The sequence below is a fragment of the Pseudomonas machongensis genome (genome assembly GCF_034961125.1).
Taxonomy (GTDB): Bacteria; Pseudomonadota; Gammaproteobacteria; order Pseudomonadales; family Pseudomonadaceae; genus Aquipseudomonas; species Aquipseudomonas machongensis.
The window spans coordinates 24,591-50,846 of the sequence record NZ_JAYFUI010000040.1 but is presented as its reverse complement, the minus strand read 5'-3'; the positions used below and the strand labels follow the sequence as shown (position 1 = coordinate 50,846).

The following is a 26,256-nucleotide window of genomic DNA, read 5'->3' as shown; positions in this document are numbered from 1 at the left end:
AGCGCGTCTACCAATTCCGCCACCTGGGCAAAGCTTTTACATCTACTGCATGAAACTTGAATCGTGTTGCTGAATGACAGAAAAACCTGCTATCTATCACTCGAAATATTTGGTGCCCAGGAGAAGACTCGAACTTCCACGACCGTTAAGTCACTGATACCTGAAACCAGCGCGTCTACCAATTCCGCCACCTGGGCACACATTTTGTCGAGGTCACATGATGCTTTACATCAGGTTTCATCTCAACTACAACGTCGGCTGTCCGTCGTTGTGGTGCGCACTATACGGATGCCCCTGAGGGCTGTAAAGCCCCGGATCGAAAAAAATTTCAAAAAATTCAAGTTGTTGATTCCAGTGACCTAATGCCGCTGCCGGGGTGCCCCGCAGGGGCTGTCCAAGGCAAAGATTTCCGGTTTCAATACGCCTATGCCAGAATTCCTATCTATATACCCCAAGGTGAACCCCTTCTGATGGCCGATTGGCAATCCCTCGATCCCGAGGCCGCTCGCGAAGCGGAAAAATACGAGAATCCCATCCCCAGCCGTGAGCTGATCCTGCAGCGCCTTGCCGACCGTGGCGAACCCGCCGCGCGCGAGGAGCTGGCGGCAGAGTTCGGTCTGTACGAAGAAGACCAGATCGAAGCCCTGCGCCGCCGTCTGCGCGCGATGGAGCGTGATGGTCAGCTTATCTATACCCGGCGCGGCACCTATGCCCCGGTAGACAAGCTCGACCTGATCTGCGGCCGCGTCTCCGGCCACCGCGATGGCTTCGGCTTCCTGATCCCCGACGACGGCAGCGAAGACCTGTTCCTCAGCCCTGCGCAGATGCGCCTGGTGTTCGACGGCGACCGTGGCCTTGCCCGCGTGTCCGGTGTCGATCGCCGTGGCCGCCGCGAAGGCGTGCTGGTCGAGATCATCTCCCGCGCCCATGAAAGCGTGGTTGGCCGCTACTTCGAAGAAGGCGGCATCGGCTATGTGACCCCCGACAACCCGAAGATCCAGCAGGAAGTGCTGGTGACGGCGGGGCGCAACGGCGGCGCCAAGATCGGCCAGTTCGTCGAGATCAAGATCACCCACTGGCCGACCCCGCGGTTCCAGCCGCAAGGTGATGTGGTCGAGGTGATCGGTAACTACATGGCGCCGGGCATGGAGATCGATGTCGCCCTGCGCAGCTACGACATCCCCCACGTCTGGCCCAAGGACGTGATCAAGGAAGCGCGCAAGTTCCGCTCCGAAGTCGAAGAGAAGGACAAGGAAAAGCGCATCGATCTGCGCCACCTGCCGTTCGTCACCATCGACGGCGAGGACGCCCGCGACTTCGACGACGCCGTCTATTGCGAGCCGCTGGGCAAGCTGCGCCTGTTCTCCGGCGGCTGGCGCCTGTACGTGGCGATCGCCGACGTTTCCAGCTACGTGCGCCTGGGCTCGGCCCTGGACGTCGAGGCCCAGCAGCGCGGCAACTCGGTGTACTTCCCCGAGCGTGTGATTCCGATGCTGCCCGAGGAACTCTCCAACGGTCTGTGCTCGCTGAATCCGCATGTCGATCGCCTGGCCATGGTCTGCGAGATGACCATCAACAAGGCCGGCCAGATGGTCGACTACCAGTTCTACGAAGGCGTAATCCACTCTCATGCGCGTCTGACCTACAACAAGGTCAGCAGCATGCTCGAGCACTCCCGCACCCGCGAGGGCAAGGCCCTGCGCGAGGAGTACAGCGCGGTACTGCCGGACCTCAAGCACCTCTACGCGCTGTACAAGGTGCTGGTCGATGCCCGTCATACCCGTGGTGCGATCGACTTCGAAACCCAGGAAACCCGGATCATCTTTGGCGAAGACCGCAAGATCGACGAAATTCGTCCGACCGTGCGCAACGACGCCCACAAGCTGATCGAGGAATGCATGCTGGCGGCCAACGTCGCCACTGCCGAGTTCCTGCAGAAGCACAACGTGCCGTCTCTGTACCGCGTGCACGATGGGCCGCCACCGGAGCGCCTGGAAAAACTGCGCGCCTTCCTCGGTGAACTGGGTCTGTCGCTGCACAAGGGCAAGGACCCCTCGCCGAAGGACTACCAGGCCCTGCTGGCGAGCATCGCCGGGCGCCCGGACTTCCACCTGATCCAGACCGTCATGCTGCGCTCGCTGAGCCAGGCCGTGTACAGCACCGAGAACAATGGCCACTTCGGCCTGAACTACGAGGCGTACACCCACTTCACCTCACCGATCCGCCGTTACCCGGACCTGTTGGTGCACCGCGCCATCCGTAGCGTGATCCGCTCGAAGGTCGACACCCCGCACGTCAAGCGCGCCGGTGCGATGAGCATTCCCAAGGCGCGGATCTACCCGTACGACGAGAACAGCCTCGAGCAGATGGGCGAGCAGTGCTCGATGACCGAGCGCCGCGCCGATGAAGCCACCCGCGACGTGGTCAACTGGCTCAAGTGCGAATACATGCGCGACCGCGTGGGTGAGACTTTCCCAGGCGTGATCACCGCAGTGACCGGTTTCGGCCTGTTCATCGAGTTGACCGACATCTATGTCGAAGGCCTGGTGCACGTCAGTGCGCTGCCGGGCGATTACTACCACTTCGATCCTGTGCACCACCGCCTGGCCGGTGAGCGTACCGGTCGCAGCTTCCGCCTGGGCGACACCATCGAAGTGAAGGTGATGCGCGTCGACCTCGAGCAGCGCAAGATCGACTTCGAACTTTCCGAGGCCGCGATCAAGGCACCGGGCGGCCGCAAGCCGCGTAGCGAATCGGCTGACGCCGGCAAGCCTGCGACCACCAAGGGTGCGGCCAAGTCCGAGCCGGCAGCGGCCACCGAGGCGAGGATCTCGCCCAAGCCGCGCAGCCGCAAGAGCGAAGCTTCTGAAGCCTACTTCCCGAAAGACGCCGTGCAGCGTAACGCCGAAGTGCGCAAGAGCCGCGAGATGAAGAAGGCGCTGATGGGGGATGCGCGGCAGCACACCAGCAGCAAGGCCGAGAAGGGCAGCAAGGCTGCGGGCAAGACCAAGCATCGCAAAGGCCCGTCGAAGTCCGGCGCGCCACGTAAGGGCAAGAGCGGCAAGTCATGAGTCAGCTGGAAAAAATCTACGGCGTACATGCCGTGCAGGCGTTGCTGCAGCACCATCCCAAGCGGGTCAAGCAGATCTGGTTGTCGGAGGGGCGTAGCGAGCCGCGTCTTCAGGCGCTGCTGGCGCTGGCTGCAGAAAACCGCGTTGCGGTCGGCCAGGCCGAGCGCCGCGAACTGGACGCCTGGGTCGAGGGCGTGCACCAGGGTGTGGTCGCCGAGGTGAGCCCAAGCCAGGTGTGGGGCGAGGCGATGCTCGAGGAGTTGCTCGAGCGCACCGAGACGCCGCCGCTGATCCTGGTGCTCGACGGTGTCACCGACCCGCACAACCTTGGCGCCTGCCTGCGCACCGCCGATGCTGCGGGCGCGACTGCCGTGGTGATTCCCAAGGACAAGTCGGCCACGCTCACAGGCGTGGTGCGCAAGGTCGCCTGTGGCGCTGCCGAGGTGATCCCGCTGGTGGCCGTGACCAACCTGGCGCGCACCCTGGAGAAACTCCAGCAGCGCGGCCTGTGGGTGGTCGGCACTGCTGGCGAAGCGGAGCAGGAGATCTACCAGCAGGACCTCACCGGTCCGCTGGTGATGATCATGGGCGCAGAAGGCAAGGGCATGCGCCGCCTGACCCGTGAGCATTGCGACTTCCTGGTGAAGCTGCCGATGGCCGGTAGTGTCAGCAGTCTGAACGTCTCGGTGGCGACCGGAGTGTGCCTGTTCGAGGCGGTGAGGCAGCGTCAGGCCAAGCGTTGAGAGCCTGAAGCGGCGGCGTTCCTTTCGCGGGCAAGTCGGACCGCCGAACCGCCGCTCCCACAGACCTGCGTAAGCCTCTGTGGGAGCGGCGGTTCGGCGGTCCGACTTGCCCGCGAAAGCATCACCGCCGCGTTCACATATCCCGCCAATATGTTTCCGACTGTTCAAATAATCGCCAATCACCTTGCTTGTCCAACCCGCCTTCTCTACAATTGCGCCCCTTGCCGAGCTGGCGGGTGCGCATGTGCCTTCACTCAAGCAAGACATACAGTGTCATTCACTCCTTGTCTGACCAGATTCGCTGGCAGACTACTAACCCGTAAGGAGCATTCATGCGTCATTACGAAATCATCTTCCTGGTTCACCCGGACCAGAGCGAGCAAGTCGGCGGCATGGTCGAGCGTTACACCAAGCTGATCGAAGAAGATGGTGGCAAGATCCACCGCCTGGAAGACTGGGGCCGTCGTCAACTGGCCTACGCAATCAACAATGTTCACAAGGCTCACTACGTGATGCTGAACGTTGAGTGCACCGGCAAGGCCCTGGCCGAGCTGGAAGACAACTTCCGCTACAACGATGCCGTTATCCGTAACCTGGTCATCCGTCGCGACGAAGCCGTTACCGGTCAGTCCGAGATGCTGAAGGCTGAAGAGAACCGCAGCGAGCGCCGTGAGCGTCGCGAGCGTCCTGAGCATGCTGACTCCGCCGATGGCGACGACAGCAATGACAGCGACTCCAGCGATAACGCTGACGAGTAATCCACGGACCTTTAGAGGAGCCTATTAAATGGCACGTTTCTTCCGTCGTCGTAAATTCTGCCGCTTCACTGCTGAAGACGTGAAAGAGATCGACTTCAAAGATCTCAACACCCTGAAAGCTTACGTATCCGAAACCGGCAAGATCGTTCCAAGCCGTATCACTGGTACCAAAGCTCGTTATCAGCGTCAGCTGGCTACCGCTATCAAGCGCGCCCGCTTCCTGGCCCTGCTGCCCTACACCGACAGCCACGGCCGCTGAGACCGGGTCGTCGACAAGTAGTAAGGGATAGGCATGCGAGCGTTGGCTGATTTCATCATGCGCGGTCGTGTGCAGGCCACTGTCGTGGTGGCTGGTTGTGCGGCATTGCCGCTGTTGTTCTGGTTGAGTGCCGCCGCCGGGAGCCTGGTGTTCCTGCGGCGTGGTTTCAAGGACGCATCCTCGGTCATCGTGTGGGGCATCTTGCCCGCGCTGGCCTGGTGGATCTTCGGTGAGCCGCGCACCTTGATGGTGCTGCTGGGGACGCTGGGGCTGGCTGCGCTGTTGCGCGCCGGGCACTCCTGGAACCGGGTGCTGTTGTCCAGCATCGCCTTGGGCCTGTTGTACGGTGTCATCCTCGGTTCAGTGTTCCGCGAACCGATCGAAGCTCTGGCGCGAGCGCTTGAAAAAGCCCTGCCGCAGATGCTCGACGGTCTCTACCAGCAGTTGTCGGTGGAGGAGCAGGCACACCTGGGGGCACTCATCGTACCGGTGCTCAACGGCCTGATTGCAGCTTTGCTGCAGGTCGTCAGCGTTCTGGCCCTGATGTTGGGCCGGTACTGGCAGGCCGCGTTGTACAACCCGGGAGGTTTCGGCCGCGAGTTTCAAGCGGTGCGGATTCCCCTGGTGCCGGCACTGGTGCTGCTGGCGTGCATGGTGTTCGGGCCGAACTTCGGTTCCGCCGTCGCCTTGCTTACGCCGCTGTGCAGTGTGCCGCTCATGTTCGCGGGCATTGCCCTGCTGCATGGGCTGGTGGCCCAGAAACGCCTGGCCAGGTTCTGGCTGGTGGGGTTGTACGTGACGCTGGTGCTGTTCATGCAGCTGACCTATCCGTTGCTCGTGGTCTTGGCCATTGTCGACAGCCTGATTGATTTTCGCGGTCGCCACTCCCCCAAGGGGAATGATTCCGCGAACGGTGAAGGTTAAAAGTTAAGAGGTTTTACCAAATGGAACTGATCCTGCTGGAAAAAGTCGCCAACCTGGGCAACCTGGGCGACAAAGTAAAAGTTAAGGCTGGTTACGGCCGTAACTTCCTGCTGCCATTCGGCAAGGCCACCGTTGCCAACGCCGCTAACCTGGCTGCATTCGAAGAGCGTCGTGCAGAGCTGGAAAAAGCCGCTGCCGACAAGAAAGCTTCGGCTGAAAGCCGCGCTGCCCAACTGGCCGAGCTGGAAGTGACCATCACTGCCACCGCTGGCGACGAAGGCAAGCTGTTCGGTTCGATCGGCACCCACGACATCGCTGATGCCCTGACCGCCTCCGGCGTTGAAGTGGCCAAGGCTGAAGTTCGTCTGCCGAACGGCACCATCCGTCAGGTTGGCGAATACGACGTAGCTGTGCACCTGCACAGCGACGTTGAAGCCACCGTACGCGTGGTCGTCGTAGCTGCCTAAGCTGCGCTGACTGACTGGCCCCTCGCGGGCCAGCCGGTTAACATCGGGCACGGTCCTGTTTTTCAGGCCGTGCCCTTTGTCTTTTTGAACCCCCCAGAATTCTTGCGTGGCCATGAACGAGATTACCAATCCCGAACAGCTCGACCTGCAAACCGCTGCCCTGAAGGTGCCGCCGCATTCCATCGAGGCCGAACAGGCTGTGCTCGGTGGCTTGATGCTGGATAACAACGCCTGGGAGCGAGTGCTGGACCAGGTGTCCGATGGCGATTTCTACCGGCATGACCACCGTCTGATTTTCCGTGCCGTGCACAAGCTGGCCGATGCCAACCAGCCGTTCGACGTGGTCACCCTGCACGAGCAGTTGGACAAGGAAGGCCTATCGACCCAGGTCGGTGGCCTGGCGTACCTGGCCGAGCTGGCCAAGAACACTCCGTCGGTGGCCAACATCAAGGCCTACGCCGCGATCATCCGTGAGCGGGCGACGCTGCGCCAATTGATCAGCATCAGTACCGACATCGCCGACAACGCCTTCAACCCGCAAGGGCGCAACGCCGAAGAGATTCTCGACGACGCCGAGCGGCAGATCTTCCAGATCGCCGAGGCGCGGCCCAAGACCGGTGGACCGGTGGGGGTCAACGAGCTGTTGACCATGGCGATCGACCGTATCGACACCTTGTTCAACTCCGACAGCGACATCACCGGTGTTTCCACCGGCTTTACCGACCTGGACGAGAAGACCAGCGGCCTGCAGCCCGCCGACCTGGTCATCGTCGCCGGCCGTCCGTCGATGGGCAAGACCACCTTCGCCATGAACCTGGTCGAGAACGCCGTGCTGCGCAGCGACAAGGCTGTGCTGGTGTTCTCCCTCGAGATGCCTGGCGAATCGCTGATCATGCGTATGCTCTCGTCGCTGGGTCGCATCGACCAGACCAAGGTCCGCTCCGGCCAGCTCGACGACGATGACTGGCCGCGCCTGACCTCGGCGGTCAATCTGCTCAATGACCGCAAGCTGTTCATCGACGACACCGCCGGTATCAGCCCCTCGGAGATGCGTGCACGTACTCGCCGCCTGGCGCGTGAGCATGGCGAGATCGCGCTGATCATGGTCGACTACCTGCAGCTGATGCAGATTCCGGGCTCGGCCGGCGACAACCGGACCAACGAGATTTCCGAGATCTCGCGCTCGCTCAAGGCCCTGGCCAAGGAGTTCAACTGCCCGGTCATCGCCCTGTCGCAGCTCAACCGCTCCCTGGAGCAGCGCCCGAACAAGCGCCCGGTCAACTCCGACCTTCGTGAATCCGGAGCGATCGAGCAGGACGCCGACGTGATCATGTTCGTCTACCGTGACGAGGTGTATCACCCCGAGACCGAGCACAAGGGCGTGGCGGAAATCATCATCGGCAAGCAGCGTAACGGTCCGATCGGTTTTGTCCGCCTGGCGTTCATTGGCAAGTACACCCGCTTCGAGAACCTGGCGCCGGGCATGTACAACTTCGACGACGACGAATAACCACCCGGAGCTGAATCGGCCCCCTGTGGGAGCGGGTTTACCCGCGAATGCGATGTTGAACCCGCCATCGCATTCGCGGGTAAACCCGCTCCCACAGGGGGCGATGTTTTTCTGGGCGATCACTATGATTCCGACCACCACCGTCGGATTTGGTCAAAATTTGTGCTATATTCCGCGCCCGCGATTTCCCTGCACACCAGAACCGGTCACTGACATGCAAGCAGCCAAACCACTCTACGACTATCCCAAGTACTGGGCCGAATGCTTCGGGCCAGCGCCTTTCCTGCCGATGAGCAGGGAGGAGATGGATCAGCTCGGCTGGGATTCCTGCGACATCATCATCGTGACCGGTGACGCCTACGTCGACCACCCATCGTTCGGCATGGCCATCATCGGCCGCCTGCTGGAAGCCCAGGGCTTTCGCGTCGGTATCATTGCCCAGCCGAACTGGCAGTCCAAAGATGACTTCATGAAGCTCGGCGAGCCGAACCTGTTCTTCGGTGTCGCGGCCGGCAACATGGATTCGATGATCAACCGTTACACCGCCGACAAGAAGGTGCGTTCCGACGACGCCTACACGCCTGGTGGCCTGGCCGGCAGCCGTCCGGACCGCGCCAGCCTGGTGTACAGCCAGCGCTGCAAGGAAGCCTACAAGCACGTGCCGATCGTGCTCGGTGGCATCGAGGCCTCGCTGCGCCGCATCGCCCACTACGACTACTGGCAGGACAAGGTCCGCCACTCGATCCTGGTCGATGCCAGCGCCGATATCCTGCTGTTCGGCAACGCCGAGCGGGCGGTGGTCGAGGTTGCCCAGCGCTTGTCCAACGGCGAGAAGATCGAGTCGATCACCGACGTGCGCGGCACCGCGTTCATCCGCCGTGACACCCCCGAGGGTTGGTACGAGATCGACTCCACCCGCATCGACCGTCCGGGCCGTGTCGACAAGATCATCAACCCCTACGTCAACACCCAGGACACCCAGGCCTGCGCCATCGAGCAGGCCAAGGGCGAGGTGGAAGACCCGAACGAAGCCAAGGTCGTACAGATTCTCGACAGCCCGCGCATGACCCGCGAGAAGTCGGTGATCCGTCTGCCATCGTTCGAGAAGGTACGCAACGACCCGGTGCTCTATGCCCACGCCAACCGCGTGCTGCACCTGGAAACCAACCCAGGCAACGCCCGCGCCCTGGTGCAGAAGCACGGTGAAGTGGACGTGTGGTTCAACCCACCACCCATTCCCATGAGCACCGAGGAAATGGACTACGTGTTCGGCATGCCCTACGCGCGCGTCCCGCACCCGGCCTATGGCAAGGAGCGCATCCCGGCCTACGAGATGATCCGCTTCTCGGTGAACATCATGCGCGGCTGCTTCGGCGGCTGTACCTTCTGCTCGATCACCGAGCACGAAGGCCGGATCATCCAGAACCGCTCCCACGAATCGATCCTGCACGAGATCGAGGAGATGCGCGACAAGGTACCGGGCTTCACTGGCGTGGTCTCTGACCTGGGCGGGCCGACCGCCAACATGTATCGCATCGCCTGCAAGAGCCACGAGATCGAGAAGCACTGCCGCAAGCCGTCATGTGTGTTCCCGGGCATCTGCGAGAACCTCAATACCGACCACAGCTCGCTGATCTCGCTGTATCGCAAGGCGCGTGCGCTGCCGGGGGTAAAGAAAATCCTCATCGCCTCGGGCCTGCGTTACGACCTGGCGGTCGAGTCGCCGGAGTACGTGAAGGAGCTGGTCACCCACCACGTCGGTGGCTACCTCAAGATCGCCCCGGAGCACACCGAGCGTGGTCCGCTGGACAAGATGATGAAGCCGGGTATCGGCAGCTACGACCGCTTCAAGCGCATGTTCGAGAAGTACTCGAAGGAAGCGGGCAAGGAGCAGTACCTGATCCCGTACTTCATCGCTGCGCATCCTGGCACCACCGACGAAGACATGATGAACCTGGCCCTCTGGCTCAAGGGCAACGGTTTCCGCGCCGACCAGGTGCAGGCGTTCTACCCTTCGCCCATGGCGTCGGCCACGGCCATGTACCACTCGGGCAAGAACCCGCTGCGCAAGGTCACCTACAAGAGTGAGGGTGTGGAGATCGTCAAGAGCGACGAGCAGCGCCGCCTGCACAAGGCGTTCCTGCGCTACCACGACCCGAAGGGCTGGCCGATGCTGCGTGAAGCGCTGACCCGCATGGGGCGCGCCGACCTGATCGGCCCGGGCAAGCACCAGTTGATCCCGCTGCACCAGCCGCAGACCGACAGCTACCAGAGCGCCCGTCGCAAGAACTCGACGCCGGCTGGCAGCCACAAGGTGGCCAAGGAGCAGAAGATCCTCACCCAGCACAACGGCCTGCCGCCGCGTGCCAGCGATGGCAGCAAGCCGTGGGACAAGCGCGAGAAGGCCAAGGCCGAGGCATTCGCCCGCAACCAGCAGGCGGCCAAGGAGCGCAAGGAAGCGGCCAAAGGCAGCAAGGGCAACAAGAAGCCGCGCCAGCCAGTGATTCCGCGCTGACCTCCAGGCCCGCAAGGAACATTGTGGGGGCGAAGCGCCGTCCCCACAGGTTCTGTAAAACGATCAATCAGGCTTGTGATCGACCCACTTCGGCGCCACCGGGGCGATGAAGCTGTCCATGCCATCGAGCAGCTCATCCGCCTGCTGACCGAGCAACAGCATCGCCCGGTGCTGCGGCCGCACGAAACCTTCCTCGACGATATGGTCGAGGAAGCCGCCAAGCTTTTCATAGAAGCCATTCACATCCAGCAGCCCCAGCGGCTTGGCGTGATAGCCCAGTTGGCCCCAGGTCCAGACCTCGAACAACTCTTCCAGCGTACCCAGCCCACCCGGTAGGGCGATGAAGGCATCGCTGAGCTCGGCCATGCGCGCCTTGCGGGCATGCATGCCGTCGACCACCTCCAGGCGCGTCAGCCCTTTGTGGCCGACTTCGGCGTCCATCAGGCTCTGCGGGATGATGCCGATGACTTCGCCGCCAGCGGCCATGGCAGCATCGGCGACGATGCCCATGAGGCCGACGGCGCCACCGCCGTAGATCAGAGTCAGGCCGCGGTGGGCGATGGCCTGGCCGAGGGCGATGGCGGCCTCACGATAGGCCGGGTTGGCGCCGATGCTGGCGCCGCAGAAGACACAGACGGAACGTACGGGCATTGCTTATCTCCAGTGCAGTTCACCCGCTGCGCAGGCAGCGGGGCACACAGGGTAAGGCGCAATGCCGCGTGCTCCAAGCGTCGAATTCACTCCGGTCGGGCGAACTCGCAGACCGCAGCACCGGTTGCGCCGCACGCATAGGCAGCCAACAGGCCGCGCATGAAATTTCCGAGATTCATGGCACTTGCTCCTAAATGAGAGGTTGTCCCATCGTCTATCAAGCAGGCATGATGTGCTCTTAGATTGTTTGTATACAATCCATTGAACAATACTACTGGCTGGCTCATTGATGGCCCTTGATTCAAATCAGCAAGGGCCTGGCCGGTTTCAGGCAGTCTCGCAATTGATAAAACCCTGCCAAGGAGATTCACGATGTTTGCGAAAGCTGTAGCGGTATCCCTGCTGACCCTCGCCAGCGCTTCTGTCTTTGCCGCCGACTGCAAGGTGACTGTCGACTCTACCGACCAGATGTCGTTCAACACCAAGGAGTTCACCGTCGACAAGAGCTGCAAGACCGTCGAGATCGAACTGACTCATGGTGGCAGCCTGCCGAAGAACGTCATGGGCCATAACCTGGTGATCAGCAAGACTGCCGACATGCAGGCCATTGCCACCGAGGGCATGGCCCAGGGTCTGGACAAGGACTACATCAAGGCTGACAACGCTGCGATCATCGCCCACACCAAGATGATCGGCGCTGGCGAGAAAGACACCATCAAGCTGGACACCTCCAAGCTCGAAGCCGGTGGCGACTACAGCTTCTTCTGCACCTTCCCGGGCCACATCTCGATGATGAAGGGCAAGGTTGTCGTCAAGTAATGTCTGCTGTGTAGGGCCTTAAGGCCCAATTCGCGGGCAAGCCCGCTCCCACAAGTTGTTCACTGCCCTTGAGAACAGTGAACAACTTGTGGGAGCGGGCTTGCCCGCGAAGCTTTTCAAGGGGCGAACGGCAGTTCGCGCTTGTGCTGGGTCTTGCGGTAGGTGGCGACGATGATGTCGAACGCTGCCTGGTCAACCGGCTGCCCATGCAGGAAGGCATCGATCTGCTGATAGGTCACGCCATGCGATGCCTCGTCCGGCTTGCCTGGTTCCAGGTCTTCCAGATCTGCAGTTGGCACCTTCTCCACCAGCGATTCCGGCGCACCGAAGCTGCGCGCGATCGCCCGCACCTGGTTCTTCACCAGCCCGCTCAGCGGCGCCAGGTCACAGGCACCATCACCGAACTTGGTAAAGAAGCCCATCACCGCCTCGGCGGCGTGGTCGGTGCCGATCACCAGGCCTGCGCGCGCGCCAGCGATGGTGTACTGGGCGACCATGCGGGTGCGCGCCTTGACGTTGCCGACGACGAAGTCGACCAGGGTCGGCGAGCCGTTCTTCAGTTCCACCACTTCGGCGGCCAGGGCCCTGACAGCCGGGGCGATATCGACGGTGTGCACTTCGTCTGCCTTGATCACCTCCAGGCAGGCCTGGGCGTCGTGCTCGTCGTGCTGCACCTGGTAGGGCAGGCGCACGGCGATGAAGGTGTAGGCCTGGTCGCCGGTCTCGGCGCGCAGTTCATTGACAGCGCGTTGGGCGAGCAGGGCAGCGGTCAGCGAATCGACGCCGCCGCTGATGCCTAGCACCAGGGTCTTGAGCCGGGCGTTGGCCAGGCAGTCCTTGATGAAGGCCACGCGCCGGGCCACTTCCTTCTCGAGCGCGGCGGCGTCGGCGAAGGGCGGCTGTACCTTGAGCGCCTGGGCAATCTCTTGCTGAACGGCTTGCATGGGTTACTCCTTGCTAGGGACTTTGAATACGTGACGCAGGTAGGCGACGAAGTTCTCGTCGCGGCATTGGGTCTTGGCGGCTTCGTCGGAAATCTTCGCCACTGGCGAGCCGTTGCAGTCGGTCATTTTAAGCACGATGCTCATCGGCGCCACACCCGGAATGTCACAGGTCAGGTTGGTGCCGATGCCGAAGCTGACATTGATGCGACCGCGCAGTGCGCGGAAGATCTGCAGGGTGCGCGGCAGGTCCAGGCCATCGGAGAACACCAGGGTCTTGGTCATCGGATCGATCCCCAGCTTGCGGTAGTGCGCGATGGCCTTTTCCGCCCAGGCCACCGGCTCGCCGGAATCGTGGCGCAGGCCGTCGAAGAGCTTGGCGAAGTACAGGTCGAAGTCGCCAAGGAATGCATCCATGGTGATGCAGTCGGTCAGGGCGATACCGAGCAGACCGCGGTACTCGCGCACCCAGCAGTCCAGTGCGGCGATCTGGCTGTCGATCAACCGTGGGCCGAGTTGCTGGTGGGCCATGATCCATTCGTGGGCCATGGTGCCAAGTGGCTTGATATCCAGTTTCCATGCCAGGTCGACGTTACTGGTGCCGACGAAGCGTGCTGGGAAGTCATCGCGCATCACCCGCACCACTTCTTCCTGCACGCGGCTCGAGAAGCGTCGGCGGGTGCCGAAGTCGGCGACCTGCAGGGCGCCCAGCTCCTCTTCGCTGGCATTGGCGCGCAACCAGTCGAACTTGCGATGGAGCTGGTCGCGCGCAGCGTTCAGGCGCATCTGCGGATGCAGGTGGCGGTTGCGCACTTCACTGATGATCGCCAGCAGCGGCACCTCGAACAGGATCACGTGCAGCCACGGGCCGCGCAGACGCAGGAACAGCTGGTCGTGCTCGATGCCGATGCGCAGGTAGCGCAGGTTGAAGCGGAACAGGCCGAGAAAGCGCAGGAAGTCGGGCTTGAGGAAGCTGATGCGCTCAAGGAAGGCCAGTTGGCCGTCGTCGAGGGTGAGGTCGGCCAGCCGTTCGATCTGCCGGCGGATTTCGCCCAGATAGGGGCGCAGGTCTTCGCCATTGCGGCAGCGGAATTCCCATTCCACGTCGGCGTCCGGGTAGTTGTGCAGGACGCCCTGCATCATGGTGAGCTTGTAGAAGTCGGTGTCGAGCAGGTTATGCACGATGCGCTCGGCGAATGCGCTCTCGCTCATTGAATGGCTCCAGGGCGGCGATTGGTGCCTATTGTGCCAGCTTCGAGAGGGGGCCAGGGATTTGTGGTGGCCCCTTTGCGGGGAAACGCCGCCTGACTGCGAAAGGCCATCATCGATAAACCACCATTCCCCGTCACAGCGTCTAGCCTTGAAACAGTGCCTGCCTGTAGCAGTCGCGCACCAGCGGTGTGCACTTCGGTGACGTCATGCTGTTACAGGATGGTTGCACGTAAACACTTGCGAGGGTTGCAATGATGGCACCTTGCGGTTGCTCCTTTGTTTTGCGTTCAGTGGCGCCTGCCCTGTGGCAGACGGTTGCACGCTCAATAAAGAAACGACCGCCGGGGGTCTGCAGTGGCCCAGCGGAGTGTGTTTTCCCGGAAGACAAAACCGATGGCACGGCCCTTGCTCAGAGCACAGGGTTGATGAAGTTGTAGTGCCAACTAAAAAAACTCTAGGAGCACCACCTCATGTCGCAGACGTTTTACAAGAAAGGTTTCCTGGCACTGGCCGTGGCTACGGCACTGGGTGTTTCTTCGTATGTACAGGCCGACGTAAAGATCGGCGTAGCGGGCCCGATGACCGGCGCCAACGCAGCGTTTGGCGAGCAATACATGAAGGGCGCCCAGGCGGCAGCCGATGTGGTCAACAAGGCCGGCGGCATCAACGGCGAGAAGATCGTCCTGGTCAAGGGCGATGACGCCTGCGAGCCAAAGCAGGCCGTGGCCGTGGCCAACCGCCTGGTCGATCAGGACAAGGTGATCGGCGTGGTCGGACACTTCTGCTCCTCCAACACCATTCCCGCCTCCGAGGTGTACGACGAAGCGGGCGTCATCGCAATCACCCCCGGGTCGACCAACCCGCAGGTCACCGAGCGTGGCCTGTCGGCCATGTTCCGCATGTGCGGACGTGACGATCAGCAGGGCATCGTTGCCGGCGACTACATCGTCGATGTGCTCAAGGGCAAGAAGGTCGCGGTCCTGCACGACAAGGACACCTATGGCCAGGGCCTGGCCGATGCGACCAAGGCGCAGCTCGAGAAGCGCGGCGTCAAGCCTGTGCTGTACGAAGGCCTGACCCGTGGCGAGAAGGACTTCAGCGCCGTGGTCACCAAGATCCGCTCCACCGGTGCCGACGTCGTCTACTTCGGCGGCCTGCACCCGGAAGCCGGTCCGCTGGTGCGCCAACTGCGCGAGCAGGGCCTGAAGGACGTCAAGTTCATGTCCGACGACGGTATCGTCACCGACGAACTGGTGGCCACCGCAGGCGGTGCGCAATACACCGACGGCGTGTACATGACCTTTGGTGCCGATCCGCGCCTGCTGCCGGACAGCAAGGCGGTGGTCGAGGAGTTCCGCAAGGCCGGCACCGAGCCTGAAGGCTACACCCTGTACGCCTACGCCTCGATCCAGGCGCTGGCCGCCGCGTTCAACGGCGCCAAGTCGAACAAGGGCGAAGACGCCGCCAAGTGGCTCAAGGCCAATCCGGTCAAGACCGTCATGGGCGAGAAGAAGTGGGACAGCAAGGGCGACCTGACCGTCTCCGACTACGTGGTCTACCAGTGGGATGCCAACGGCAAGTACCACCAGCTGGAAAAACAAAAATAACAACGGCTCGCGGCCCGGGCGCGTTGGCGCACCGGGCCCCAGCCCCGCGGTATTTGTACTTTATCCGTAGATCTGCACAGTCCTGCGCGGCGAGGGACGCTCTGCCCTTGCCCTCGCCGTGGTCGGCGCTCGTGCAATCTCAACAGGTGAGATTGCGTTATGGATGGTATTTTCCTGCAGCAACTGATCAATGGGCTGACCCTCGGGTCTGTCTATGGTCTGATCGCCATCGGCTACACAATGGTCTATGGCATCATCGGCATGATCAACTTCGCGCACGGCGAGGTGTATATGATCTCCGCGTATCTCGCGGCGATCAGCCTGGCATTGCTGGCCTACTTCGGTATCGAATCCTTCCCGCTGCTGATGCTTGGCACGCTGTTGTTCACCATTGTCGTCACCGGTGTCTATGGCTTCACCATCGAGCGCATCGCCTACAAGCCACTGCGCAACTCCACCCGCCTGGCTCCGCTGATCAGCGCCATCGGTATCTCGCTGATCCTGCAGAACTACGCGCAACTCAGCCAGGGAGCGCGCCAGCAAGGCGTACCGACCCTGCTCGAAGGTGCCTGGCGCGTCGATATCGGCACCGGCTTCGTCCAGCTCACCTACACCAAGATCTTCATCCTGGTTGCCGCCTTCGTCGGCATGGGCCTGCTCACCTATGTCATCAAGTACACCAAGCTCGGGCGCATGTGCCGCGCCACCCAGCAGGACCGCAAGATGGCGTCGATCCTCGGGATCAACACCGACCGGGTGATCTCCTATGTGTTCGTCATCGGTGCGGTGATGGCAGCGCTGGCGGGTGTGCTGATCACCATGAACTACGGCACCTTCGACTTCTATGCGGGCTTCATCATCGGCATCAAGGCGTTCACTGCCGCGGTACTCGGGGGCATCGGCTCGCTACCGGGCGCCATGCTCGGCGGGATCATCCTGGGCATTTCCGAGTCGCTGTTCTCTGGGCTGGTCAACTCCGACTACAAGGACGTCTTCAGCTTCTCGCTGTTGGTGATAATCCTCATCTTCCGTCCACAAGGCCTGCTCGGTCGCCCGCTCGTGGCTAAGGTGTGATCATGTCCGTTGCCAATACTGCCTCCACTTCCTCAAGCAAGGGTTTCGACATCAAGCGCAGCCTGATCGAGACCCTCGTCGCCGGCCTGCTGGCGCTCATCGTTTTCGGACCTGTCGTCGGCGTGGTGCTCGACGGCTACAGCTTCAATGCAGAACCCCGGCGTGTGGCCTGGCTGGTCGGCGGGGTGATGATCGGTCGCTTCGTGCTCAGCCTGTTCCTGCAGACAACCACCGGCCAACGCCTGCTGCAAGGTTTCGACAGCGGCGGCTCAGGCGTGCACGTGCTGGCACCCGATTACAAGTCGCGCCTGCGCTACATCATCCCGGCGCTGATCGTCATCGCCATCGTCTTCCCGATCTTTGCCAACAAGTACTTGCTGACCGTAGTCATCCTCGGGCTGATCTATGTGCTGCTGGGCCTGGGCCTGAACATCGTGGTCGGCCTGGCCGGGTTGCTCGACCTGGGTTACGTAGCGTTCTACGCCATTGGCGCCTATGGCCTGGCGCTGGGCTACCAGTACCTGGGGCTGGGTTTCTGGAGCGTGCTGCCGCTGGCGGCCATCGCTGCGGCACTGGCCGGATGCATACTGGGTTTTCCGGTGTTGCGCATGCATGGCGACTACCTGGCGATCGTGACCCTGGGCTTCGGTGAGATCATCCGCCTGGTGCTGAACAACTGGCTGTCGTTCACCGGTGGCCCGAACGGCATGCCGGCGCCGTCGCCGACCTTCTTCGGGCTGGAGTTCGGCCGTCGGGCGAAGGATGGCGGGGTGCCGTTCCACGAGTTCTTCGGTATCGAATACAACGCCAACTACAAGTTCCTGTTCATCTACATCGTGCTGTTCCTGGTGGTATTGGCGGTGCTCTACATCAAGCACCGGCTGACGCGCATGCCGGTCGGCCGCGCTTGGGAGGCGCTGCGCGAAGACGAGATCGCCTGCCGTTCGATGGGCCTGAACCACGTGCTGGTCAAGCTTTCGGCCTTCACCCTTGGTGCTTCTACTGCCGGTCTTGCCGGGGTGTTCTTCGCCACTTACCAAGGCTTCGTCAACCCGTCCTCGTTCACCTTCTTCGAATCGGCGTTGATCCTGGCCATCGTCGTGCTGGGCGGGATGGGCTCGACCGTGGGCGTGGTGATCGCCGCCTTCGTGCTGACCGTGGCGCCGGAGCTGCTGCGCAGCTTCTCCGAGTACCGCGTGCTGCTGTTCGGTGTGCTGATGGTGCTGATGATGATCTGGCGACCGCGAGGGCTGATTCGCATCAGCCGCACTGGCGTGGTCCCACGTAAAGGAGTGGCGCCATGAGCGACGAAATCATTCTCTCGGTCGACAACCTGATGATGCAGTTCGGCGGCATCAAGGCGCTCAGCGACGTCAGCCTGAAGGTCAAGCGCAACCAGATCTTCGCCCTGATCGGCCCCAACGGCGCCGGCAAGACCACGGTGTTCAACTGCCTGACCGGCTTCTACAAGGCCAGCGGTGGGCGTATCGAGCTGAACGTGCGTGGCAGCCACACCAACGTCATCCAACTGCTGGGCGAACGCTTCGAGGCGACGGATTTCGTTTCGCCGGCCCGTTTCGCCAATCGTCTGTACTACAAGATGTTCGGCGGTACCCATCTGGTGAACCGCGCAGGCCTTGCGCGCACCTTCCAGAACATTCGTCTGTTCAAGGAAATGTCGGTGGTGGAAAACCTGCTGGTGGCCCAGCACATGTGGGTCAACCGCAACCTGCTGGCCGGGGTGCTCAACACCAAGGGGTATCGCCAGGCCGAAAGCGACGCGCTGGATCACGCGTTCTACTGGTTGGAGGTGGTCGATCTGGTCGATTGCGCCAACCGCCTGGCTGGCGAGTTGTCGTACGGTCAGCAGCGTCGGCTGGAGATCGCCCGGGCCATGTGCACGCGGCCGAAGATCATCTGCCTGGACGAGCCGGCCGCCGGTCTCAACCCGCAGGAGACCGAGGCGCTGAGTCGTATGATCCGTGTGCTGCGCGACGAACACGACATCACCGTGGTGCTGATCGAGCACGACATGGGCATGGTCATGAGCATTTCCGATCACATCGTCGTGCTCGACCACGGCAATGTGATCGCCGAAGGCGCTCCGCAGGACATCCGCAACAACCCGACGGTAATCGCCGCCTACCTGGGTGCCGACGAAGAGGAACTGATATGAGTGCACCCATTCTCGAGCTCAAGGACCTGGATGTGTTCTATGGGCCGATCCAGGCGCTGAAGAAGGTCTCGATGCACATCGAGGAGGGCGAGACGGTCAGCCTGATCGGTGCCAACGGCGCGGGCAAGTCCACGCTGCTGATGTCGATCTTCGGCCAACCGCGGGCAGCTTCCGGGCAGATCCTCTACCGTGGCACTGACATTACCCGCAAGTCGTCGCACTATATCGCCTCCAACGGCATCGCCCAGTCACCGGAAGGGCGGCGGGTGTTCCCCGACATGACCGTCGAGGAGAACCTGATGATGGGCACCATCCCCATCGGCGACAAGCATGCCGACGAAGACATGCAGCGCATGTACGAGCTGTTCCCGCGACTCAAGGAGCGACGCAACCAGCGGGCCATGACTATGTCTGGCGGCGAGCAGCAGATGCTGGCCATCGCCCGCGCCTTGATGAGCCGGCCCAAGCTGCTGTTGCTGGACGAGCCGTCGCTGGGGTTGGCGCCGATCGTGGTCAAGCAGATCTTTTCGACCCTGCGCGAGCTGGCCAAGACCGGCATGACCATTTTCCTGGTCGAGCAGAACGCCAACCATGCGCTGAAACTGTCGGACCGGGCCTATGTGATGGTCAACGGGCAAATCCGCATGACCGGGACCGGGCAGGAGTTGCTGGTCAACGAAGAGGTGCGTAGCGCCTATCTGGGTGGGCATTAAGGTGTGGCAGGGGCTGCTTTGCGGCCCCGGTCGCCAATGTGGACAACTTGTCGCACATCCCGCTTGAACCACCGTAGATTCCCTGCATAACCCCTTGTTTCCACAGGCACGATGTTTTCCACGATTAATGTGGAACCGCCTGTGGAAAACATGGTGGCATGTCGCTGAAACCCACGTATCCAAAGGCCTGCATGGCGTTGGTCAATATTTGATCAGTCACGCTTTGTGCACTATTGCGTCGCGCTTTTGCCCATGAATCGCGGCTCGAAATCGCTGTTGCCTTTCTGTGGATAAGTCTGTGCGCAACCCTTGGACAGACTGCTGGACACGGCGTGGTTGAAAGCGTTGCGCCATCACCTGAGCGTTCTGAATGAGTTTATCCAGGTCAAAGGGTTCCCTTTGACCGACGAGTTGCCCCCAATCTATGGGGAAAGCCTTGTGGATAAGATGCGTATAGCCAGCACCAGCCCTTGTGCTGCAAGGCTTTCGAAGCGTTGCCTGTTTTTTGACCAGTACCGAAAACGGCTTGCTGCCAGCGTGCGCCGCGGGCATGCTGCAAGGCCTGCGACGACCCCTACAGCGAAGGAGAACAGCATGACGTCCACCGTATTCATCACAGGTGCCACTTCCGGTTTCGGTGAAGCCACTGCCCGTCGTTTCGCCGACGCAGGCTGGAAGCTGGTGCTCACCGGTCGCCGCAAGGAGCGCCTGGATGCCCTGTGCGCCGAGCTGTCGGCCAAGACCGAGGTGCTCGGCCTGGTGGTCGATGTGCGCGACCGCAAGGCGATGGAGGCGGCCATTGCCAGCCTGCCGCCGGCCTTCGACAAGCTGCAGGGCCTGGTCAACAACGCAGGGCTGGCCCTGGGCGCCGACCCTGCACCGCAGTGCGACCTGGACGACTGGGAAACCATGGTCGATACCAACATCAAGGGCCTGATGTACACCACCCGCCTGCTGTTGCCACGCCTGATCGCCCATGGCCGTGGCGCAAGCATCCTCAATGTGGGTTCGGTGGCGGGCAACTATCCCTATCCGGGCAGCCATGTGTATGGCGGCACCAAGGCCTTTGTCGGGCAGTTCTCCCTGAGCCTGCGCTGCGACCTGCGTGGCACCGGCGTACGGGTGACCAACATCGAGCCGGGCCTGTGCGAAAGCGAGTTCTCGCTGGTGCGCTTCGGTGGCGACCAGTCGCGCTACGACGCTACCTACGCGGGCGCCGAGCCGATCCAGCCGCAGGACATCGCCGATACCATCTTCTGGGTACTCAACCAGCCGGCGCACATCAACATCAACAACCTTGAGCTGATGCCGGTAAGTCAGGACTGGGCTGGGTTCTCGATCGACCGTTCGGCCAAGGGTTGAAAACGGTTCCACGCCAGCCCTTGCAGGAGCGGCGGTTCGGCGCCCCTACATCAATCAGAGCAGGCGTTGCAGGCCTTCGAGGCAGGTGGCCAGGTGGTAGGGCGTGGTGGACGGCATGTCGTGTCGGCTGACTGCGCCCTGGCCGTCGCGGCATTCGTGCCAGCCGCCGGCATGCAGGAAGTTGTCTTCGAGGGCTTTGAGCTGGGTCATCAGCTTCGCCTCGTTGCCTGGCTTCAATGCCAGCGCCCGCAGATATTCGGCCTGGGCCCAGATCCGCTGGGTCGCATCGATCACCTTGCCTTCGACATCCAGCGAAGCGAGCACCGCCGCGTCCTTCACGCCGCAGCGCTCGGCATATTCGAATGCCCGGCTGATCGACGCATGCAGCGGTGTGCCGCGCAGCAGTGGCGAGGTGTCGAGCAGGTAGAACCATTCGAACTGGTGCCCAGGCTCGAACCAGTTATCCACAGTACCGCGGGGTTTCTCCAGCATCACGCCGTGGGTCGGATCGATGAACTGCGCCTGCAGGGCTGTGCATAACTGCACCAGGGCCGCTTGCGCGGCATCGTCCTGGCGCACCGCCAGGGTCTGCAGGAAGGCTTCGACCAGGTGCATCTGCGGGTTCTGCAGCGGGCCGCTGCCAAGATCGGACCAGTCTTCGCCGAGCACGGCTTCGTAAAGGCCATCATCCCGGGCGAACTGCTCCTCGATGATTTCCAGGGCGGCGTTCAGCGCCGACTCGACCAGCCCTTCGCGGACCTTGCCCCAGTAGTGGGCGCAGGCGAAGACGATGAAGGCGTGGGTGTAGAGGTCCTTGCGTCGGTCCAGTGGCTTGCCGTCGGCATCGATGCTGTAGAACCAGCCGCCGTGCTCGGCATCGTGAAAATGCCGTTGCAGCGAGCGGAACAGAGCGGCGGCGCGCTCGGCGGCACCGGGTTGCTCGATGCGGCTGCTGAACAGGTAAAGCTGGCGTGCGCAGGCCATGGCGCGGTAGCGCTGCACCGGCAAGGGGTGGTGTTCGGCGTCGAGGGCTTCGAAGGGCAGGGCCATGTCGGCGTTCCAGCCGGGACCTTGCCACAAGGGCACGATGCGCTCGGCGAAATGTTCGCGCACAGAAGCCAGGCAGGTACTCAGCTCGGACGGGGTAGGGCGGGGGTTGGACATGAAGGCGCTCGTCGCAATCGGGCAGGGCGCCATGGTAGCAGAACTGGGGGAGGGGTTGATTGTGCCGGCCGCTTCGCAGGCTTCAGCCCGGATTCCCCAACCCCTGCCAATGCCGCGCCCCGACGAAAATGAAGCGCAGTTGCTGGGTGATCTTGTCCTGCGCGGTCAGCGCCTGCGGGCAAGCCGGATCAGGGCTGTCGATCAGCTCTGGCAGGGTGGCGAACACGGTCTTGACCACCAGGTCGGCCATCACCCCGAGGGCGGCGCTGTCCAGATGCTGCCAGCGGGTCATGCGTGCAAGGTCGGTGGCCAGGTCAGAGCTGATATCCCGGCGCAGCCGGGCGATGGCCTGGCGCACGGGCTGCGAGCCGCCGTACTGTTCACGGGCGAGGAACAGGAACTGGGCGCGGTGTGCCGCTACCACGTCGAGGAAGATACGTACCGAGGCGTCGGTGATGCCACCGAGTTCGAATTCGTTGTGGCGCACCAGGCGAATGGTCTGGCGGAAGGTGGCATCGACCTCGGCGACCAGCGCCAGGCCCAGGGCATCCATATCGGGGAAATGCCGGTAGAAACCGGTGGGGACGATGCCGGCCGCCTTGGCCACTTCGCGCAGACTGATGCTGCCGAAGCCCCGGCCACTCTCCATGAGCTGGCAGGCGGCGTCGAGCAAGGCCTGGCGGGTCTGTTGCTTCTGTTCGGCACGCGGCAGCATGGGGCTCTGGATTCTGTGACTGTACGGCTTGGCACTCTAGATAAAAAAACGAAGCCCGGTCAATGGACCGGGCTTTGGAGGGGAGCAAGCGCTGTATGTCGAGTTGTCGTTATCAGCCATGGGCATCAGCTCACGCGGCGGATTTCGACCAGACGATCCGAGCCGCCTTCGGCTACGCGGTTGTTGCGTTCGATCAGGCGGTCCGAGTCACCTTCGGCTACGCGGTTGTTGCGTTCGTTCAGGCGATCCGAGCCACCTTCGGCTACGCGGTTGTTGCGTTCGATCAGGCGATCCGAGCCACCTTCGGCAACGCGGTTGTTGCGTTCAATCAAACGATCCGAGCCACCTTCGGCAACGCGGTTGTTACGTTCGATCAGACGATCCGAGCCACCTTCGGCAACGCGGTTATTACGTTCGATCAGACGATCAGAGCCACCTTCGGCAACGCGGTTGTTACGTTCGATCAGACGATCAGAGCCACCTTCGGCAACGCGGTTGTTACGTTCGATCAGACGATCAGAGCCACCTTCGGCAATCGTCTTCAGAGGCTGGGAAATCACTGCCGAGCTGGAACGGGCTTCGGCACTCAGGTGTTGGTCGGCAGCCGGCAAGGCGAAGGCGTTGGCGGCCAGGATGGAAAGACTCAGGCTCAGCAGCAGTTGGCGTTTCATGATTCGGTGCTCCTCGTGGGACGCTGGAAAGTGGGTACGAGGGCAATGCTACGCTTGGTAACTCAAGAAAAAAGTTCATATGGCTAATGGTAACAATCGACGCAAATGATGGTGGGTCGGAAGGGCTCTGGATCAATGATTTCGGGGTGGTTGGTGGCTACGTGCTACCGCGTTTCACCGGTAACATCCAGGTCGATTTCACCCGCAAAGCTGAGAAATGGGTCAGAAAAAACTTCGCTATCATTGCCCTCGTCGATAAAACCCCTCGGGCTTTCATCAGTCCGAAGTAGGGAATGCCTTTGCCGCACCGCTTCAAGTCTTGCAGTCAGGAGAGCCCCGCAATGACGCGCCCCGCCAGAATCTTCACCTGGATCCTCGCCAGCCTCGCGGCCTTGCTGGCGATACTGGTGGTGGTGATTGCCACCTTCGACTGGAACCGTATCAAGCCGCTGCTCAACGAGAAGGTCTCCGAAGCGCTGCACCGCCCGTTCGCCATCAAGGGCAACCTCGCCGTGCACTGGCAGCGCGAGCCCGATGAGGGCGGCTGGCGCGCCTGGGTGCCTTGGCCGCGCTTCGTGGCCGAAGACCTGACCCTGGGCAACCCCGACTGGCTCAAGGAGCCGCAGATGGTCGGCCTGGAACGTGTCGAGTTTCGCCTGTCGCCGCTGCCGCTGTTGTTCCAGCAGATCTCGATCCCCCGAATCGACCTCACTCATCCCACCGCCAGCCTCACGCGCCTGGCTGACGGCCGCGCCAACTGGACTTTCGATTTCGGGCCCAAGGACGAGAACGCCGAACCTTCCAGGTGGGTGCTCGATATCGGGGCGATCGGATTCGACCAGGGTAATGTGCGCTTCGACGACCAGACCCTGAAGACCGACATGAAGGTGCAGATCGACCCGCTGGGCAAGCCGATCCCGTTCAGCGAGATCGTCGGCAAGGCCAGCGCGGAAAAAGCCGGTGGCGCGCAGGATTACGCGTTCGGGCTCAAGGCCGAAGGCCGCTACAAGGACCAGGCAGTGTCCGCGACCGGCAAGATCGGCGGCTTGCTGGCGCTGCAGGACGCCAGGCAGCCATTCCCGCTGCAGGTCGATGCACGCGTGGGTGACACCCGCGCAGCCGTCGCCGGCACCCTGACCGATCCACGCAACCTCGGCGCTCTGGACCTGCGCCTGAAGCTTTCCGGCAGCAGCCTGGGCAACCTGTACCCGCTGACCGGTGTGACCCTGCCCGATACCCCGGCGTATTCCACCGACGGCCACCTCAGCGCCAACCTGCATGATCCGCAGGGCGCGCGTTTCCGCTACGAAGGCTTCAACGGCAAGATCGGTGACAGCGACATCCATGGCGACCTGGCCTTCGTCGCCAGCCAGCCACGCCCCAAGCTCTCCGGCAACCTGGTCTCCAACCAGTTGCTGTTCAAGGACCTGGCGCCACTGATCGGCGCCGATTCCAATGCCGAGCAGAAAGCCCGTGGTGGTGCCAGCAAGCAGCCGACCGGCAAGGTGCTGCCGGTAGAGGAGTTCCGCACCGACCGCTGGCGGGCGATGGATGCCGACGTGACGTTCGCTGGCAAGCGCATCGTGCATAGCGAGCAGTTGCCGTTCAAGGATCTGTCTGCCCATGTGGTGCTCGAGGACGGTCTGCTGCGTATGGTCCCGCTGCGCTTTGGCGTGGCCGGCGGCAACCTCGATGCCAATATTCGCCTCGATGGCCGCTCGGTGCCGATGCAGGGCCGGGCACGCCTGACTGCCCGCGGCTTCAAGCTCAAGGAACTGTTCCCCACCTTCGCGCCGATGCAGACCAGCTTCGGCGAGCTGAACGGCGACGCCGATCTGAGCGGTCGCGGCAACTCTGTGGCGGCGTTGCTGGGCACTTCCAACGGCGACCTGCGCCTGCTGATCAATGATGGTGCGATCAGCCGCAGCCTGATGGAGATCGCCGGGCTCAACGTCGGCAACTACGTGGTCGACAAGCTGTTCGGCGACGAGGATGTGAAGATCAACTGCGCGGCGGCCGACGTCGGTATCAAGGATGGCCTGGCGACCACGCGGCTGTTCGTGTTCGACACCGAGAACGCGATCATCTACATCAATGGCACGGCGAATTTCGCCAGCGAGCAACTGGACCTGAAGGTCACTCCGGAATCCAAGGGGCTGCGCCTGTTCTCGCTGCGCTCACCGCTTTATGTGCGTGGGCCGTTCGCCAAGCCCAGTGCTGGTGTGCAGGCGGTGCCGCTGGCCTTGCGTGGCGCAGGGATGGTGGCGCTGGGTGTGGCCATCGGGCCGGCCGCCGGGTTGCTGGCGCTCATCGCTCCGAGTGGTGATGTGCCCAACCAGTGCACGCCGCTGCTGGAGCGGATGAAGGCCGGCAAGGCGCCTGCGGCGGTGAAGCCGAAGAAGTAGAGGGAACGGCACGGCGGTTCGGCGCCCCGACTGGTCCCGCGATAGGGCCGGCCCAGCCAAATAACCGGCTACAGCCCGAGCGCCGTCAGGAAGGCATCGATCTGCCGCTCGAACGCCGGCCGCTCATACTCCACCAACGCCATGCGCCACAGCCCCTTGAGGTAAGTGGCGATGATCGCTGCATTCCATGGCGGGTCCATGCTCGACGGCAACTCTCCACGCTCGCGGTCCTCGGCCAGGCGCCCGGCGAACATCGCCTTCAAGTCCGCCAGCGCCTGCTCGGCGCGTAACCTCAGCTCGTCGTCGACCAACACCGCCGAGACCTTCCAGCCGCCGCGCAAGTGGGCCGAGCAAGCCTACGCTGAACTGTTCTACTGGAATGAAGCCGAGCACGGCGGGCACTTCGCGGCGTTCGAGCAGCCGCAGATCTTTGCCCGGGAGATGTGGCGGGCCTTTGCGCGGTTCCGCTGAGAGGGTTGAGCGGACTTGTCGCGGTGCC

23 protein-coding genes and 1 tRNA gene are annotated in these 26,256 nt (G+C 62.4%); 16 read left to right on the top strand and 8 right to left on the bottom strand.

Annotated elements, in window-relative coordinates; all coding sequences use genetic code 11:
• Positions 1–110 precede the first annotated feature (110 nt).
• Positions 111–197, bottom strand: a tRNA-Leu gene (locus VA602_RS02855).
• Between the two features lie 273 nt (positions 198–470).
• Between VA602_RS02855 and rnr the strand changes: the two genes are divergently transcribed.
• The 8 genes from rnr to VA602_RS02815 all read left to right on the top strand — a co-directional run bounded on the left by rnr (position 471) and on the right by VA602_RS02815 (position 10,247).
• Positions 471–3,071 carry a ribonuclease R gene (gene rnr / locus VA602_RS02850; protein WP_323452417.1) on the top strand — a complete coding sequence of 867 codons (2,601 nt, stop codon included), beginning with the start codon at positions 471–473 and terminating at the stop codon, positions 3,069–3,071.
• Positions 3,068–3,814, top strand: coding sequence for a 23S rRNA (guanosine(2251)-2'-O)-methyltransferase RlmB (rlmB, locus tag VA602_RS02845; RefSeq protein WP_063546384.1), 747 nt, complete (start codon positions 3,068–3,070; stop codon positions 3,812–3,814). The genes rnr and rlmB overlap by 4 nt, the downstream gene beginning before the upstream one ends.
• Before the next feature lie 332 nt (positions 3,815–4,146).
• A complete protein-coding gene (gene rpsF, locus VA602_RS02840) occupies positions 4,147–4,572 on the top strand; it encodes a 30S ribosomal protein S6 (RefSeq protein WP_029612766.1) in 426 nt (141 codons plus the stop codon).
• Positions 4,573–4,600: 28 nt separating this feature from the next.
• On the top strand, positions 4,601–4,831 hold the full coding sequence (gene rpsR, locus VA602_RS02835) for a 30S ribosomal protein S18 (protein ID WP_003249563.1): 231 nt from the start codon (positions 4,601–4,603) through the stop codon (positions 4,829–4,831).
• A 33-nt stretch (positions 4,832–4,864) separates the two neighbouring features.
• Complete coding sequence (locus VA602_RS02830; RefSeq protein WP_054894539.1) at positions 4,865–5,755, top strand: YybS family protein; 891 nt, start codon at positions 4,865–4,867, stop codon at positions 5,753–5,755.
• Positions 5,756–5,775: 20 nt separating this feature from the next.
• A complete protein-coding gene (gene rplI / locus VA602_RS02825; RefSeq protein WP_003249568.1) occupies positions 5,776–6,222 on the top strand; it encodes a 50S ribosomal protein L9 in 447 nt (148 codons plus the stop codon).
• A 112-nt stretch (positions 6,223–6,334) separates the two neighbouring features.
• Positions 6,335–7,732 (top strand): replicative DNA helicase, encoded by a 1,398-nt coding sequence (gene dnaB, locus VA602_RS02820; protein ID WP_054894540.1) that lies wholly within the window; start codon positions 6,335–6,337, stop codon positions 7,730–7,732.
• Between the two features lie 214 nt (positions 7,733–7,946).
• On the top strand, positions 7,947–10,247 hold the full coding sequence (locus VA602_RS02815; protein WP_323452416.1) for a YgiQ family radical SAM protein: 2,301 nt from the start codon (positions 7,947–7,949) through the stop codon (positions 10,245–10,247).
• A gap of 63 nt (positions 10,248–10,310) precedes the next feature.
• On the opposite strand, the gene VA602_RS02810 is transcribed toward VA602_RS02815, so the two are convergent.
• A complete protein-coding gene (locus VA602_RS02810) occupies positions 10,311–10,898 on the bottom strand; it encodes an LOG family protein (RefSeq protein WP_323452415.1) in 588 nt (195 codons plus the stop codon).
• A 372-nt stretch (positions 10,899–11,270) separates the two neighbouring features.
• Here VA602_RS02810 and azu point away from each other — a divergent pair, with 372 nt between their 5' ends.
• Positions 11,271–11,717: an azurin gene (gene azu, locus VA602_RS02805; RefSeq protein WP_323452414.1), complete on the top strand. Its 447-nt coding sequence runs from the start codon at positions 11,271–11,273 to the stop codon at positions 11,715–11,717.
• Positions 11,718–11,833: 116 nt separating this feature from the next.
• Here the strand turns inward: azu and nadE are convergent, their stop codons facing one another.
• On the bottom strand, positions 11,834–12,661 hold the full coding sequence (nadE, locus tag VA602_RS02800) for an ammonia-dependent NAD(+) synthetase (RefSeq protein ID WP_323452413.1): 828 nt from the start codon (positions 12,659–12,661) through the stop codon (positions 11,834–11,836).
• A 3-nt stretch (positions 12,662–12,664) separates the two neighbouring features.
• Complete coding sequence (gene pncB / locus VA602_RS02795; RefSeq protein ID WP_065862457.1) at positions 12,665–13,870, bottom strand: nicotinate phosphoribosyltransferase; 1,206 nt, start codon at positions 13,868–13,870, stop codon at positions 12,665–12,667.
• 470 nt (positions 13,871–14,340) lie between these two features.
• Here pncB and VA602_RS02790 point away from each other — a divergent pair, with 470 nt between their 5' ends.
• The 6 genes from VA602_RS02790 to VA602_RS02765 all read left to right on the top strand — a co-directional run bounded on the left by VA602_RS02790 (position 14,341) and on the right by VA602_RS02765 (position 20,802).
• Positions 14,341–15,477, top strand: a complete 1,137-nt coding sequence (locus VA602_RS02790; RefSeq protein WP_054894546.1) for a branched-chain amino acid ABC transporter substrate-binding protein — start codon at positions 14,341–14,343, stop codon at positions 15,475–15,477.
• A gap of 159 nt (positions 15,478–15,636) precedes the next feature.
• A complete protein-coding gene (locus VA602_RS02785) occupies positions 15,637–16,551 on the top strand; it encodes an ABC transporter permease subunit (protein WP_054894547.1) in 915 nt (304 codons plus the stop codon).
• Between the two features lie 2 nt (positions 16,552–16,553).
• Positions 16,554–17,855, top strand: a complete 1,302-nt coding sequence (livM, locus tag VA602_RS02780; RefSeq protein WP_065862458.1) for a high-affinity branched-chain amino acid ABC transporter permease LivM — start codon at positions 16,554–16,556, stop codon at positions 17,853–17,855.
• On the top strand, positions 17,852–18,727 hold the full coding sequence (locus VA602_RS02775) for an ATP-binding cassette domain-containing protein (protein ID WP_063546373.1): 876 nt from the start codon (positions 17,852–17,854) through the stop codon (positions 18,725–18,727). The genes livM and VA602_RS02775 overlap by 4 nt, the downstream gene beginning before the upstream one ends.
• Positions 18,724–19,440 (top strand): ABC transporter ATP-binding protein, encoded by a 717-nt coding sequence (locus VA602_RS02770; RefSeq protein ID WP_054894550.1) that lies wholly within the window; start codon positions 18,724–18,726, stop codon positions 19,438–19,440. Before VA602_RS02775 ends, VA602_RS02770 begins: the two co-directional genes overlap by 4 nt.
• A gap of 594 nt (positions 19,441–20,034) precedes the next feature.
• Entirely contained in the window at positions 20,035–20,802 is a 768-nt protein-coding gene (locus VA602_RS02765; protein WP_054894551.1) for an SDR family oxidoreductase, read from the top strand.
• A 54-nt stretch (positions 20,803–20,856) separates the two neighbouring features.
• Here the strand turns inward: VA602_RS02765 and VA602_RS02760 are convergent, their stop codons facing one another.
• From VA602_RS02760 to VA602_RS02750, 3 genes are all read right to left on the bottom strand, one after another.
• Positions 20,857–21,966: an AGE family epimerase/isomerase gene (locus VA602_RS02760; RefSeq protein WP_323452412.1), complete on the bottom strand. Its 1,110-nt coding sequence runs from the start codon at positions 21,964–21,966 to the stop codon at positions 20,857–20,859.
• A gap of 82 nt (positions 21,967–22,048) precedes the next feature.
• A complete protein-coding gene (locus tag VA602_RS02755) occupies positions 22,049–22,681 on the bottom strand; it encodes a TetR family transcriptional regulator (RefSeq protein ID WP_054894553.1) in 633 nt (210 codons plus the stop codon).
• 125 nt (positions 22,682–22,806) lie between these two features.
• The gene (locus VA602_RS02750; RefSeq protein ID WP_323452411.1) at positions 22,807–23,352 is read right to left on the bottom strand and encodes a phage infection protein; all 546 of its coding nucleotides are present in this window, start codon (positions 23,350–23,352) and stop codon (positions 22,807–22,809) included.
• A 341-nt stretch (positions 23,353–23,693) separates the two neighbouring features.
• Here VA602_RS02750 and VA602_RS02745 point away from each other — a divergent pair, with 341 nt between their 5' ends.
• A complete protein-coding gene (locus VA602_RS02745) occupies positions 23,694–25,757 on the top strand; it encodes an AsmA family protein (RefSeq protein WP_323452410.1) in 2,064 nt (687 codons plus the stop codon).
• A 68-nt stretch (positions 25,758–25,825) separates the two neighbouring features.
• Here VA602_RS02745 and VA602_RS02740 read toward each other — a convergent pair whose 3' ends face one another.
• Positions 25,826–26,071 (bottom strand): hypothetical protein, encoded by a 246-nt coding sequence (locus VA602_RS02740; protein WP_323452409.1) that lies wholly within the window; start codon positions 26,069–26,071, stop codon positions 25,826–25,828.
• Positions 26,072–26,256 lie beyond the last annotated feature (185 nt).

Excerpts from the sequence above, each read along its gene's own strand:
- VA602_RS02790 (WP_054894546.1), top strand. The coding sequence starts at position 14,341 with ATGTCGCAGACGTTTTACAAGAAAGGTTTCCTGGCACTGGCCGTGGCT.
- livM (WP_065862458.1), top strand. The coding sequence starts at position 16,554 with ATGTCCGTTGCCAATACTGCCTCCACTTCCTCAAGCAAGGGTTTCGAC.
- VA602_RS02765 (WP_054894551.1), top strand. The coding sequence starts at position 20,035 with ATGACGTCCACCGTATTCATCACAGGTGCCACTTCCGGTTTCGGTGAA.
- VA602_RS02815 (WP_323452416.1), top strand. The coding sequence starts at position 7,947 with ATGCAAGCAGCCAAACCACTCTACGACTATCCCAAGTACTGGGCCGAA.
- VA602_RS02830 (WP_054894539.1), top strand. The coding sequence starts at position 4,865 with ATGCGAGCGTTGGCTGATTTCATCATGCGCGGTCGTGTGCAGGCCACT.
- VA602_RS02775 (WP_063546373.1), top strand. The coding sequence starts at position 17,852 with ATGAGCGACGAAATCATTCTCTCGGTCGACAACCTGATGATGCAGTTC.
- rplI (WP_003249568.1), top strand. The coding sequence starts at position 5,776 with ATGGAACTGATCCTGCTGGAAAAAGTCGCCAACCTGGGCAACCTGGGC.
- VA602_RS02770 (WP_054894550.1), top strand. The coding sequence starts at position 18,724 with ATGAGTGCACCCATTCTCGAGCTCAAGGACCTGGATGTGTTCTATGGG.
- VA602_RS02750 (WP_323452411.1), bottom strand. The coding sequence starts at position 23,352 with ATGAAACGCCAACTGCTGCTGAGCCTGAGTCTTTCCATCCTGGCCGCC.
- VA602_RS02785 (WP_054894547.1), top strand. The coding sequence starts at position 15,637 with ATGGATGGTATTTTCCTGCAGCAACTGATCAATGGGCTGACCCTCGGG.
- nadE (WP_323452413.1), bottom strand. The coding sequence starts at position 12,661 with ATGCAAGCCGTTCAGCAAGAGATTGCCCAGGCGCTCAAGGTACAGCCG.
- rlmB (WP_063546384.1), top strand. The coding sequence starts at position 3,068 with ATGAGTCAGCTGGAAAAAATCTACGGCGTACATGCCGTGCAGGCGTTG.
- VA602_RS02810 (WP_323452415.1), bottom strand. The coding sequence starts at position 10,898 with ATGCCCGTACGTTCCGTCTGTGTCTTCTGCGGCGCCAGCATCGGCGCC.
- VA602_RS02755 (WP_054894553.1), bottom strand. The coding sequence starts at position 22,681 with ATGCTGCCGCGTGCCGAACAGAAGCAACAGACCCGCCAGGCCTTGCTC.
- pncB (WP_065862457.1), bottom strand. The coding sequence starts at position 13,870 with ATGAGCGAGAGCGCATTCGCCGAGCGCATCGTGCATAACCTGCTCGAC.
- rpsF (WP_029612766.1), top strand. The coding sequence starts at position 4,147 with ATGCGTCATTACGAAATCATCTTCCTGGTTCACCCGGACCAGAGCGAG.
- dnaB (WP_054894540.1), top strand. The coding sequence starts at position 6,335 with ATGAACGAGATTACCAATCCCGAACAGCTCGACCTGCAAACCGCTGCC.
- VA602_RS02745 (WP_323452410.1), top strand. The coding sequence starts at position 23,694 with ATGACGCGCCCCGCCAGAATCTTCACCTGGATCCTCGCCAGCCTCGCG.
- VA602_RS02760 (WP_323452412.1), bottom strand. The coding sequence starts at position 21,966 with ATGTCCAACCCCCGCCCTACCCCGTCCGAGCTGAGTACCTGCCTGGCT.
- rpsR (WP_003249563.1), top strand. The coding sequence starts at position 4,601 with ATGGCACGTTTCTTCCGTCGTCGTAAATTCTGCCGCTTCACTGCTGAA.
- rnr (WP_323452417.1), top strand. The coding sequence starts at position 471 with ATGGCCGATTGGCAATCCCTCGATCCCGAGGCCGCTCGCGAAGCGGAA.
- azu (WP_323452414.1), top strand. The coding sequence starts at position 11,271 with ATGTTTGCGAAAGCTGTAGCGGTATCCCTGCTGACCCTCGCCAGCGCT.